Genomic DNA, 11427 nt, shown 5'->3' with positions numbered 1-11427 from the left:
TGGCTTGTAGTCCGCGCCGGAAGCTTGCGGTCCGGATGCTGCCGCGTTCGAATCTGGCGCGGACGTGCCGGACGACTTCAGATCGCACGCGGCGAGCGTTCCTGCCGGAACCAGCGCGACGGCCGAGCGAAAGAAGCCTCGGCGCGACGTAAGGGGAAATGGAGGCATGTTGTTCGAGTCCGCAGGTCGGGCCGCAAATGCGCTCCCGGACAGTCATTGGATTGCGTTAGCAATGATGTTGGCACCGGCTCCAGAAGTACCTACTATCGCGCGCGGTACGAATCAGTCCCGCCGTGTGCGGAGGCACGCAATGCCCGGGCAATGACATACCACCGGCTGGAGCATTGAACGCTCACCGAGCTGGGGTTCACTTCGGGACCCTACTTTGTCTTCATGATAGTGAGCAGGATGAAGAACCGCTATTACATAAAGCTGGAGTTCGCGCCGTTCGCCGGTGGGGCGGGTGGCCCGCGCGTCTCGCGCGAGCGGGAAGACGTGGATGACGTCGAAGCCCCGGAGGGCGGCTCGGGGATTGGGGTGCGGCGGTTGGTCAGCGTTGTGGCAGGCGAACGGCGACCCCTGTCTGAAGATCAGTCAAGAGGCCGGGCGTGCTGTCGCGAACCGCTCAAACAGCATACGGGGCAGGACCAGTCCAACGGTCATGGCCAGGATGATCAGGAACGCCGTGGCGCCGTTCGCAACGAAGGCCGAGACAAGGTCGGCCGACGCGCCCGGTCCGATGGCGACCAATTCGACCAGCGTGCTTGCGGCACGGAAGAGGAAGAAGCCCGGCATCATCGAGACGACTGCGGAGAAGCCGACGGCTGCGAAGGGGAGGCGTAGGCGATCGACGATCGGCGCGACGATCAGGCCGGCCAGAAGACAGGCGAAGAACGCCGCTGTCGCGACGTTGGCGCTCAAGATCGAGACGAGCGCCCAGCGCGCCGCGTGCGCCAGCATGCCGACGGCGATTGGCAGCGGCAGCAGGCGCCACGGCATCGAAAAGAAAGTCCCGAAGCTCGCGACAGCGCATCCTGCGGCGATGACATCGGCGGCGAAGGGCGCGGCCGCGGACGGTGCGGCCTGAAGCGCGCCGCCGGCAGCGGCCGTCCCGATCAGCAGGCCCGTGCAGATCATCAGCACGATCAGAGCGGCATAGGTCAGGCGTGCGACGCCCAGCGTGATCCGTGTGCGCGCAAGGTCGCCCGCACCGTTGAGGATATGCGGGCCGGGAACCAGCACCATGCAGGGGCAGAACGCGACGAGCGATGGCGCGTCTGAAAGGTGGAGGCGACTTGCGACGGCGCCGATCACGCCGGCGAGCGTGGCCGCGGACAGCGGTTCGAGGAAAGGATTGCCGCCGAGCTTCACCTGCCAGCGGCGGACAAAGGCTCCGGCGGCGGCGCTTATGGCGATCAGCGCGAGGCTCGCCACATCGTACACGCCGTAGATCACGCCGAGAGACGCCGCACCGATGGCCGCGAAGGCAGCGAGGCGAAGAATCGCAACGGGTGGCATGCGCTCTGCCGCTATGAGCGCCGGGCGCGCGGCTGCGGTCGACATGGCGCCGTCGCACACTTGATGCATGATGGTCTCGACGGCCAGGACCTTGCCCATGTCTACGCCTAGCGGCGCGGCGGGGACAATCTCCGAGAAGGAGGTGTGGTCAAGCTCGACCACGAGTTCGCCCCAGTGTGGCAACACCCTGACCGGTACGCCGAGAGTGCGTCCGAGTTGCTGCGCCGCGACCACAGTCTTTTCCGTGGTCTGTCCGTGCGTGTACAGGAGCGAGGCTGCCAAGGCGACGGTGTCCACTTCGTCGATGTGGTCGCGGCGAGCGATGGCGTCTTTGTTCATGCCGCCTCAAAGGATGATGTCGGTCCGGATACCCAGGATTACGGCGCTGGATGCGCGTTTGCAGCCGCCTGGATCAACGATGTATTGCATGTTTGGTCTCTGGAAGAGGCCGGGCAGAGCCCTTGTTCATCTCCGGCGGCTCTTCGGTCGGCCAACTCGACCTCGGCGCGACGCCCGGTCCGAACCACTTGCCGACCGGCGTTCGCAAGCACTTCTCGCCGGAACCCATCCCGCTCTCCTCTGACCGTGGCGTCGCCACCAGCGTTACTCATGGTAGTGAGCGCGACACGGGGTGGCTATTACATAAAGCTGGAACCTTGGGGCGACGGCGCTGCGCATCGCACGTCTTCGATCGACCTATACAGATGGATGAGTGACCCATGCGAATGCACCATCCAGATGGCCGTTCGTAGAATGGTTTTGGACGCGAGTCGCGCGTACCTTTAAATCGTGACAAACGATTCATCCGCGGCGCGAGGATATCGTCATGAACAGGACAGCGAAGATCGGGAGACTGCAATGGACATCGTCAAGCTCGCAACAGACTCAGGCCTGCTGGTCGTGCTGGACGGCATGATCGGCAAAACGGAATACCGCAGCGTGCAAGGCTCGCTCGCTGCGCTCGAGCGCTTCGCCGATGCAGTCGGCAAGCAGATGGCGACACACACGCATTGCGCAAAGCGGGACGCTCAGCCGCAGCGGAAGTGATCGATGCTCTGGCCCGCCGCCACTGCGCGGCGCAGCCACTCGGGCATCTCGCCGAGACCCGTCCACACGTTGCCGTACGCATCGCGATAGCGAATCATCCGCTCATCCTCGACATCGCGATTGAGCGCGTGTTCCAGCGCTTCGATCGTGATCTCGCTTTCCATCATGCGACGCCTGAGCCAACAGATCAGCCGCTCGCGCGCTTCTCCTTCAAGACGTTCAATGAGTGTCGACATAGGTCGCTCCTGGGCGTGAATTCTATTGTGCGGACCGAGAAGAGTGGGCCGCGAATGCATTATCGATTTCGCCAATGTAGCGGCTTTGCCCCAAGCATCGTTTAGTGAAGGCACGCCCGACTTCGAATACGCACGACGGGTAACGGCCGGCACTAAACGCATGCGCCGCGCGACGCCGACATGCGGCCTTGATTCCAACTTTCCCGGCCTTCCCTATACACACATATGATTTTCGCGGCGGGGTTTTGTCCATAAGATAGAAACACCTGAACGGCGGACAAGACAACAACGTGCCGTCGTAACCGCATGTATGGCAGAGGATAGTCGCTTGCATACCCATCGGATTGTTTCCATCATCGACGACGACGAATCCGTCCGCATCGCCACATCGAGCCTGGTTCGTTCACTGGGTTGGGACGTCCGGCTCTATGCGTCGGCCGAAGATTTCCTCGCCGCCGGCCAGATCGTAGATGTCGCCTGCGTCATCTCCGACGTGCAGATGCCGGGCATGACCGGGCTCGAGATGCAGCGGCGTCTGCTCGACGGCGGGATTGCGCTGCCGATTATCTTTATCTCCGCCTTCGCATCGGAAACGGTGCGCCGCCAGGCCCTGGAAGACGGAGCGATGTGCGTGCTGAGCAAGCCTGTCGATGGCGCTGCCGTGTCGCGTTGCCTCGAAACGCTCCAGGCCGAAGGCGGCGAGCTTCATTGAAGCCCGCTCGCAGCGGGCCTCAATAGTTGAATTTTAAAAAATTCGGATAAAATAAGTATCGGATTATGAGTCGGCGTCCTGCATGTCTGACTTTGATGTGCCGTTCTTGCGGCACAAGACAGGGTTCCGGTGCTCGTCAACGAACGTTTGCCTGGAATGCCTATGCCAACATCGCGCCGTTTAGTCCCCCGCCTTCCCGCGCGGCGCGTTCAATCGTCGTCATGATATTCCGCTCGCGTGCTGGCGAACCGCTGCGGCATGATGCGCGCGTGCTGTCCGTTCTCGCGGCCGTCATCGCGCTGGTCGTCTTCCTGATCGACGCGTTCACGCCACTCGATATCGCGATTGCCGTGCTGTATGTGGTCGTGGTGCTGCTCGTCGCATCAACAGGGTCGCGGCCTGCGGCGATCCTCACCGCGTGGAGCTGCGCGGCGCTCACGGTGATTGCGTTTGCGATGTCGCATGACGAGCACTACTCGGGCGGCGCGCTGGCGCGCTGTGCCGTCAGCCTGCTCGCCATCGCCACGACGTCGGTGCTGGCGTTGCGCAATCAGAAGAACACCGCAACGCTGCAAGAGCAACTGCAGTTGCTCGATCTGACGCATGACGCAATCGTCGTGTACGACATGAACGATCTGATCACGTTCTGGAATCACGGCGCGGAAGCGCTCTACGGATGGACCGCGCAACAGGCAATCGGCCAGCCGATTCATGAGTTGACGCAAACCCATTCCTCAGTTTCACTCGACGAGATTCGCAGTGAGATGTTGCGTTCGGGCCGCTGGCAAGGTGAATTGCAGCGCGTGCGCAATGACGGCACCACCGTTATCATTTCCAGCCGTTGGGCCCTGTGGCGCGATGCGAAGGGCAAGCCGCGCGCCGTGCTCGCCACCAACAACGACATCACTGTCCGCAAGCAGATGGAAGGCGAGTTGCAGCGCCAGAAGGACGAATTGCGCGCGACGATCGATGCGATTCCTGGCATGGTCTGGAGTTCGTCGAGCGACGGGCGGCTAAGTTTCATCAACCGGCGCTGGAACGAACTGGGCGTGACGCTTGCCGACAATGATGGCGATATCTGGCGCTCGATCGTTCATCCCGACGACTACTCCGCGGCGCAGCACGCCTGGAACCAGGCCATTGCCACGGGCATGCCGTTCGAAAACGTCTCGCGCATCAGGCGCAGCGATGGAGTGTACCGATGGATGCATATCGGCGCGGAACCGCTGCGCGATCACGCCGGCAACATCTTGCGCTGGTACGGCGTGAACACCGATATCGAAGAACGCAAGCAGGCAGAGCAGGCGCTCGAGCGCAGCGAAGCGTTCCTCTCCGACGCCCAGCGCCTGAGCCGCACCGGAAGCATCGCGACGAAACTGCCCGACGGCGAAATGTGGTGGTCCGACGAAACGTATCAGATCTTCGACTATGCGAAGCACGTTACGCCCACTTTCCGGCTGATCCTCGAGCGCTCGCATCCCGAAGACATCGCGCTCGTCAGGCAAGCTTATCAGCAGAGCCTCGCGGGCGCGCCGTTCGTCGACATCGAACATCGCCTCGCGATGCCCGATGGAAGCGTCAAATATGTGCACTACGTCGCGCATCTCGCAGCATCGCAGTCGGCGCATCCCGAGTACGTCGGCGCGCTGATGGACGTGACGGAAGGGCGGGTGGCGCAGGAAGCGCTCGACCGTTCGACGGCCGAACTCGCGCACGTGACGCGCGTGACAATGCTCGGCGAACTGGCCGCGTCGATCGCGCACGAAGTCACGCAGCCGCTCGCGGCGATCGTCACGTGCGGCGACGCCGCTCTGCGCTGGATGAATCGTCCGCAGATCGATCTGAAGGAAGTCGGACAGTCCATTAACCAGATGATTCGCGACGCCAGGCGCGCGAGCGACGTGATCCGCCAGATCCGGGCGATGGCGCAAAAGCGCGACCCGAGTCAGGCGATACTCGATCTGAACGCTATAGTGAGAGAATCCATCGAACTGGTGCGACGCGAACTGGATGGGCACCGTGTCGAAGTGGATGCCGATTACGCATGTCCGCCGCCGCAGGTGTGCGCCGACCGTGTGCAATTGCAGCAGGTCATCATCAACCTCGTGATGAACGGTGTGCAGGCAATGTCGGGCATCACGGGACGGCCGCGGGAATTGCGCATCCGCACGCGCCGCTTCGATGCGCGGCACGCGCAGGTGGTCATAGAAGATTCCGGCACGGGTATCAGCGAAGAGAACGCCGGGCGGCTTTTCAACGCATTCTTTACAACGAAGGCGGAGGGCATGGGAATGGGATTGTCGATCTGCCGTTCGATTGTCGAGGCGCACGGTGGCCGGATCTGGGCGGAGTCGCAAGAGGGAAAGGGTGCAGTGCTGCAGTTCATTCTGCCGCTCGATGAGGGAACCTGTCATGAGCAGTGAAACGGGCAACACCGCGACTCACTCGATTGTCTATGTCGTCGACGACGATAACTCGATGCGTGAAGCGGTCGGTATGTTGCTGCGCTCAGTGGGCTTGCAGGTTGAACTGTTCGCGTCCGCAGATGAATTTCTTGCGTTCCAGATGCCGGATGTGCCGAGCTGTCTGATTCTGGATGTGCGGCTCAAAGGGCAGAGTGGCCTTGCCGTGCAGGAACAGATTGCGGCGGGCGCAGTGCGTGTGCCGATTATCTTCATGACCGCGCATGGCGATATTGCCATGTCGGTCAAGGCGATGAAGGCCGGCGCGATGGACTTTCTCGCGAAGCCGTTTCGCGACCAGGACATGCTGGACGCCGTGGCGACCGCGCTCGGCAAGGACGAGGAACGGCGCGAAGCGGACCGCTCGGTCGCGGATCTGCGCCGCCGCTACGCGTCGCTCACGCCGCGCGAGCGCGAAGTGATGGCTTTTGTCGCGAGCGGCCTGATGAACAAGCAGATTGCCGCTGAAATGAAGCTGAGTGAAATCACGGTGAAGATTCACCGCGGTCAGGCCATGAAGAAGATGGAGTCTCGCTCGCTTGCCGATTTCGTGCTGAAGGCGGAAGCTCTCGGCGTCAAATCGCCCCAAGGCACCACTACGCCGCCGCGCGTTCAGCGCGGCTGAACCGCGCGGGCATCTTTGCCTCCCGAACGGCGAAAATCGCATCGTCGTTCGTTTCTCGCTCGAATCCCTTGCAATGCGACGCCTCCGCGCGCGGACGGACGCGTTGCGCGGCTATTTCATCTGCGCATGTCCCGCCCGCATTAAACCTTCATATAGGTTGACCCAACCATTTGGCGTCGTAGGCAACCGTATGTACGGCTAGGCGCGTGAGCTCCGTTTGATTAACTTTGAGTCATCGCGGTGCAAGTGTTTCGACCGCAGGCAGATCACTCTATCGGACGGACATATCATGACCAGCTCGCTGCTCTCGTATCCTGAACCCGGTGCCGACATTGCGCCGCAACGCATCGCCAGCTCAATCGACGCCGAGCACCAATGGCGCAGCCCGCGCGCGCATCAAGCGCAGCCACACCGGCAGCGCGGCGATGTGCAGGTGTCGCGCTGGACGCGCAATATCACCACGCCGCTCGAAGTCGTCAGTCACGGCAACGGGTCCGATCACTGCATAGGCCTGGCGCTGAAATGCGTGTCGCTGACCTTCAATCACGCGGGCCGCAGGCTCATGCAAGGGCGGGTGACGGCGGGTGTGGTTCAGGTGACGGCGCCCGCGGTGTCCGTCAGCGCTGTGTTCGAGTCGTCCGTCGACGTGCTGCATCTGTTCGCGTCGCAACAAGTTCTCGCGGAGTGCTACGAAGATCTGTTCCAGCAGCCGCATGCGGGCGACATCGTGCTTGGCGACCCGAAGCTGGTCCGCGATGCCGCACTCGATCGGCTTGGTCAGGCGCTGGTCGTTTCACAGACCAACGACGCCGCGTTGGGCAAGGTCTTTACGGAGAGTGTCAGCCTCGCCATCGTGTCGCGCATTGTCGCGCGTCAATTCACTGCATCGAACGCGCAGAACCGTGAGGCGGCCGCGCTGCCGCAGTGGCGCATGAACCGCGTGATCGAGTACATCGACGCGCATCTGTCGGAGTCGATTGGTCTCGCCGACATTGCCGCGAGCGCCGGCCTCACCCGCATGCATTTCGCCGCGCAATTCCGGCGCGCGACGGGCCTGCGTCCGCATGAATACCTGCTGCGCCGCCGGATCGAACACGCACAACAACTGTTGCTGAGCTCGAAGCACAACGTCTTCGATGTCGCGCTGAGCTGCGGCTTTCGCTCGCAAGCGCATTTCACCACTGTGTTCAAACGCTTTGTCGGTGAGACGCCTTACTGCTGGAGGGCGAAAGCGAATGGCGCTCGATAAGCAGGTTCAGTCATTTCTCAGGATCAGCGAGGCGTTTCTGAAGCACACCGGCGATTCATTGTCCGTCAACGACGGCCCTAAAGCCGACAAAACCCCTGTGACGGTCTACGCGCACGGCGAAGCGCTTTGTGAATGCGTCGACGCGCTGCGATAGATCCCCATACAAAGCCATTCAACCAGTTAACTCTTCAACCGGAGTCGCGACATGCTGGCAAACGCAAATTTGATTGATCCGTGGATGCAAACCATTGGCCTGTTGTCCGTGCCTGCGAGCGGGTCGAAAGACCGCGGCAGTGGGTTGAATGAAGGCACCCGGGCGCGTCACGTGGACGACACGGCGCTTCACTGCGTCACGGTGAGCTTGCTGGACCGGCCGACGTCTTCGACCGCGACGATCTCCTGGCGCGACTCGACGCGCTGCTGCTATGGCGACCAGGTCTGGTGCGCGTCGCGGGCTCGCACCGAGGGCGTCTGCGCGATGAGCGGGCGCCCGATTCGTCGCGGCGACGCCGTGTACAAGCCGCGTCCCTGCCGGCCTGCGCCGCGCAATGCCGACGCAATGATCCTGACGTCCGCTCTCGACGACGCAACGCAAACCTGACCTCCCTTCTTTTTCGCGCGGATTGTGCTGGTTGGACGTCGTCGTGCTCGCTGGCGTTGCCACCGGGCTCACCTCGCGTGCGTGCGATATCTCGGGCGCTGCCATTCTTCGGCTTCAACCGGCCGGATGCGAAGGTGTCGCAAGGCACGATCGACTGGTTCTGGTTGGCCGGTATGCAAGTGTCGATCAAGCGCGCTTACGATTGCATCCGATAACCTATGCTGGCGCGCCGCACGGCATGTGCACGACGCATGCGGATCGGGTGAATGCGGACTCGCTGGAATTCCTGCAGTCGTAAAGCACAGATGAAGGCTGGCGATTCTCTGCGCGAGTATCGCCAGCTTTATTATCGAGCGATTGTGTTCTTACCGGGTGGCGGATGATGGGCCTCAATCCGCCCATCGACGCCCACTCGCGGCACCATTACGTCCAGTACTTGAAATCCGTGATCGTTCGCAGATAGCCGGGCGTAGGACGGGGCGCGCGCGTATTGGCGTCCGTGCGGTGGCTGCTCTGCTTCCACGAATGAACCGGCGATTGCGCGTGCGCCCGGTTATCGGTGGCGATGCGTTCGAGCGGCAGTTGCACGTCCGTCCCGACAGTCATGACCGCCCGCATCAGGCCGGGTCCCTGCAGCGCGCACGATGCGCCGATCGACAGGCAAGCGGCTGCAGTGAGGTAGCCGGTTCGGAACCACCGAAATCTGATCGCGTTCATCGTGCGTTCTCCGCGGTGCGCTCTGGAGTACATGCAGGGCGCGCAAGGATGGGATTGGACATGCGATCGAGTATCGTCGTGTGGACCGGTAGTTTCTTTCGCGCTTGCACGCTGCTTTGTCTAATCGCATCCGCAGGCGCCGACCGGTCAGCCGCGCACCTCTTTTGGTAGGGATGTTCGCACTCGTGCGTGCGGATAGAGACCGTGTGATTGCGATAGGGTTACGGTTAAAGGCACGCTCGGCGAGCCGCCTTCAGGAGACCGGCATGTGTTTCGATATCCGGCGACGACGGCTTCAAGATGATGATGGGTGGGGTCGTCGATACGGCCTCTGACCTGTACGGATCCGAACTTCGCCGCGATGGGGAATGTGATGGGTATCAAAGGCGTGCTCGTCGAGCATCGGGTGGAACTGAAAGTCGCTGCTCGACGCATTCACGCATCCCGAGCCGGCGCTCGCCAATGTCGTGGGCGCATGTCAAGAACTCGTGATGCCGCCTGTGACGACTATCGACGAGGCCTGCCGCTTCGGGCTATTCATGTTGCGCGCAGTAATCGACGGGCGAGGCCAGCGGATTGCCAACCGCGCGAAGGTCAATCTGTTGCGGTAGTGATTTCGTCGGCACGCGTCCTGCGGCCGTGTCGTGATGCATTGGCGTTTGGATAGCCGGCAGGTGTCACGCCCGGCCCGGCGCCGCGTCCGCTCGGAATTGGCAGATCAGGTCCGAGCTATCGGCGAGTATTTCGATCTCGGCCTGCGTCAATGAGCAGATCCGTGTAGCCATAGAATCGGACAGACCGAGTGCGCGCTTTGCCTGCGCCCGGTCTTCCTTGAGCATTCGCTGCGCGAGCAGGAGGTACGATTGGTTAAATGCGGCGATCGCCTGCAGGCTATCTGATTTCTTGGTCAATGGTCTATCTTGCATGCGAAGGTTGACGTTTCATCACCGATCGTTTCCCGGTGATATGCTTTTCCTAAAGCTTACTCGCGCGGATATTGCCGTTTGTGACAAAACCTTGATTCATTCCGCCAATACGCCATATCAACAGTGATTGTTTCAGCGGTCCATTTACAGCCAAAACGTTTTTGGCTGTAAATGCCGCCGCTGGTAAATGACATTACTGTAGCGTTCGGTCAATTGATCAGCGTGATCCGACAAGACCACACCCGACTCGACTAATGGAAGACGATACTTATGCGGGGTTGCCATTCTCGGCAAACCCGAAAGGCCTCGGTTAAACCTGCCCGGCTTCTGGATTCTTGCGGGCAGGTTATTTTTACGGACCGAGCACCGACATTTCCGGATTAAAGCCTGATCATTCCACACGCGAGATTCAAGTCCCATGCTTAAAGTAACGAAAGCCGTTTTTCCCGTGGCGGGGCTCGGTACCCGCTTTCTTCCGGCAACTAAAGCCAGCCCGAAAGAGATGTTGCCCATTGTCGATAAACCGCTGATCCAATACGCCGTCGAAGAAGCCATCGCAGCAGGTATCACCGAAATGATCTTCGTGACGGGCCGCAGCAAGCGCGCTATCGAGGACCATTTCGACAAGTCGTACGAGATCGAGGCGGAACTCGAGGCGCGTGGAAAGGAGAAGTTGCTTTCGCTCGTACGCAGTATCAAGCCGAGTCATGTCGATTGCTTCTATGTTCGCCAGGCCGAAGCGCTGGGTTTGGGGCATGCCGTGCTATGCGCGGAAAAGCTCGTTGGCGACAGCCCGTTTGCCGTGGTGCTGGCCGACGATCTGCTGGACGGCAGGCCACCTGTGTTGCGGCAGATGATCGATGTGTTCGACCATTACCATACGTCGGTATTAGGTGTCGAAGAGATTGCGCAGGACGAGTCGAAGTCTTATGGCGTCATCGACGGTAAGCAATGGGAAGAGAATATTTTCAAGCTGTCGGGTATCGTCGAGAAGCCGGCACCCGCGGACGCGCCCTCGCGCTACGGCGTGGTCGGCCGCTATGTGCTCAAGCCACGGATTTTTGAGCATCTGCGCGCATTGCGGCCGGGCAGCGGAGGCGAGTTGCAACTGACGGATGCAATCCAGTCGTTGCTAAACGATGAGCAGGTTTTAGCCTATCGGTATGACGGCGCGCGTTTCGATTGCGGCAGCAAGCTTGGCTACCTGAAGGCGACGGTGGAGTTCGCGTTGCGCCATCCCGAGGTGTCGGCTGACTTCAGCGACTATCTCGCCGCCCGCATGACGGAGCTGCAAACATAAACGATACCGAGCGGCGGGGCTGTGCCTCGCCGCA

At 61.3% G+C, this 11427-nt stretch carries 12 protein-coding genes and 1 pseudogene; 9 read left to right on the top strand and 4 right to left on the bottom strand.

Going from position 1 to position 11427, the window contains the following annotated elements:
* Positions 1–594 precede the first annotated feature (594 nt).
* Positions 595–1857: a threonine/serine exporter family protein gene (locus P0D80_RS40905; RefSeq protein ID WP_408292244.1), complete on the bottom strand. Its 1263-nt coding sequence runs from the start codon at positions 1855–1857 to the stop codon at positions 595–597.
* Between the two features lie 519 nt (positions 1858–2376).
* Between P0D80_RS40905 and P0D80_RS40900 the strand changes: the two genes are divergently transcribed.
* Positions 2377–2565: a hypothetical protein gene (locus tag P0D80_RS40900; RefSeq protein ID WP_132381510.1), complete on the top strand. Its 189-nt coding sequence runs from the start codon at positions 2377–2379 to the stop codon at positions 2563–2565.
* Here the strand turns inward: P0D80_RS40900 and P0D80_RS40895 are convergent.
* The gene (locus P0D80_RS40895; RefSeq protein WP_408182014.1) at positions 2547–2801 is read right to left on the bottom strand and encodes an H-NS family nucleoid-associated regulatory protein; all 255 of its coding nucleotides are present in this window, start codon (positions 2799–2801) and stop codon (positions 2547–2549) included. The two genes, P0D80_RS40900 and P0D80_RS40895, sit on opposite strands and share 19 nt — an antisense overlap.
* A 328-nt stretch (positions 2802–3129) precedes the next feature.
* On the opposite strand from P0D80_RS40895, the gene P0D80_RS40890 reads away from it, so the two are divergent.
* From P0D80_RS40890 to P0D80_RS40860, 7 genes and pseudogenes are all read left to right on the top strand, one after another.
* Complete coding sequence (locus P0D80_RS40890) at positions 3130–3513, top strand: response regulator transcription factor (protein WP_408292241.1); 384 nt, start codon at positions 3130–3132, stop codon at positions 3511–3513.
* A gap of 221 nt (positions 3514–3734) precedes the next feature.
* Positions 3735–5936: a PAS domain-containing sensor histidine kinase gene (locus P0D80_RS40885; protein WP_408292239.1), complete on the top strand. Its 2202-nt coding sequence runs from the start codon at positions 3735–3737 to the stop codon at positions 5934–5936.
* Positions 5926–6600 carry a response regulator transcription factor gene (locus P0D80_RS40880; protein ID WP_408292237.1) on the top strand — a complete coding sequence of 225 codons (675 nt, stop codon included), beginning with the start codon at positions 5926–5928 and terminating at the stop codon, positions 6598–6600. Before P0D80_RS40885 ends, P0D80_RS40880 begins: the two co-directional genes overlap by 11 nt.
* A 289-nt stretch (positions 6601–6889) precedes the next feature.
* Positions 6890–7849 (top strand): helix-turn-helix domain-containing protein, encoded by a 960-nt coding sequence (locus tag P0D80_RS40875; RefSeq protein WP_408292235.1) that lies wholly within the window; start codon positions 6890–6892, stop codon positions 7847–7849.
* Entirely contained in the window at positions 7836–8003 is a 168-nt protein-coding gene (locus P0D80_RS40870) for a hypothetical protein (protein ID WP_408292233.1), read from the top strand. Before P0D80_RS40875 ends, P0D80_RS40870 begins: the two co-directional genes overlap by 14 nt.
* Before the next feature lie 51 nt (positions 8004–8054).
* On the top strand, positions 8055–8450 hold the full coding sequence (locus P0D80_RS40865) for a DUF3331 domain-containing protein (RefSeq protein ID WP_408292231.1): 396 nt from the start codon (positions 8055–8057) through the stop codon (positions 8448–8450).
* Between the two features lie 95 nt (positions 8451–8545).
* Positions 8546–8748 (top strand): annotated as a pseudogene (locus tag P0D80_RS40860) (alpha/beta fold hydrolase); the annotation flags it as partial.
* 125 nt (positions 8749–8873) lie between these two features.
* Here P0D80_RS40860 and P0D80_RS40855 read toward each other — a convergent pair.
* The gene (locus P0D80_RS40855) at positions 8874–9167 is read right to left on the bottom strand and encodes a hypothetical protein (RefSeq protein WP_408292229.1); all 294 of its coding nucleotides are present in this window, start codon (positions 9165–9167) and stop codon (positions 8874–8876) included.
* A gap of 677 nt (positions 9168–9844) precedes the next feature.
* Complete coding sequence (locus P0D80_RS40850; RefSeq protein WP_132381526.1) at positions 9845–10078, bottom strand: flagellar transcriptional regulator FlhD; 234 nt, start codon at positions 10076–10078, stop codon at positions 9845–9847.
* Positions 10079–10511: 433 nt separating this feature from the next.
* On the opposite strand from P0D80_RS40850, the gene galU reads away from it, so the two are divergent.
* Positions 10512–11393, top strand: a complete 882-nt coding sequence (gene galU / locus P0D80_RS40845) for a UTP--glucose-1-phosphate uridylyltransferase GalU (RefSeq protein WP_408182026.1) — start codon at positions 10512–10514, stop codon at positions 11391–11393.
* The last annotated feature ends 34 nt before the right edge of the window (positions 11394–11427 follow it).

The organism is Paraburkholderia sp. RL17-373-BIF-A (assembly GCF_046030175.1).
In the GTDB taxonomy this organism is placed as follows: Bacteria; Pseudomonadota; Gammaproteobacteria; order Burkholderiales; family Burkholderiaceae; genus Paraburkholderia.
The sequence above is the reverse complement of the archived record's forward strand: the minus strand, read 5'-3'. Positions and strand labels throughout refer to the sequence as shown.

Coding starts and splice junctions, on each gene's coding strand:
- P0D80_RS40905 (WP_408292244.1), bottom strand. CDS start 1,857: ATGAACAAAGACGCCATCGCTCGCCGCGACCACATCGACGAAGTGGAC.
- P0D80_RS40900 (WP_132381510.1), top strand. CDS start 2,377: ATGGACATCGTCAAGCTCGCAACAGACTCAGGCCTGCTGGTCGTGCTG.
- P0D80_RS40895 (WP_408182014.1), bottom strand. CDS start 2,801: ATGTCGACACTCATTGAACGTCTTGAAGGAGAAGCGCGCGAGCGGCTG.
- P0D80_RS40885 (WP_408292239.1), top strand. CDS start 3,735: ATGATATTCCGCTCGCGTGCTGGCGAACCGCTGCGGCATGATGCGCGC.
- P0D80_RS40880 (WP_408292237.1), top strand. CDS start 5,926: ATGAGCAGTGAAACGGGCAACACCGCGACTCACTCGATTGTCTATGTC.
- P0D80_RS40875 (WP_408292235.1), top strand. CDS start 6,890: ATGACCAGCTCGCTGCTCTCGTATCCTGAACCCGGTGCCGACATTGCG.
- P0D80_RS40870 (WP_408292233.1), top strand. CDS start 7,836: ATGGCGCTCGATAAGCAGGTTCAGTCATTTCTCAGGATCAGCGAGGCG.
- P0D80_RS40865 (WP_408292231.1), top strand. CDS start 8,055: ATGCTGGCAAACGCAAATTTGATTGATCCGTGGATGCAAACCATTGGC.
- P0D80_RS40855 (WP_408292229.1), bottom strand. CDS start 9,167: ATGAACGCGATCAGATTTCGGTGGTTCCGAACCGGCTACCTCACTGCA.
- galU (WP_408182026.1), top strand. CDS start 10,512: ATGCTTAAAGTAACGAAAGCCGTTTTTCCCGTGGCGGGGCTCGGTACC.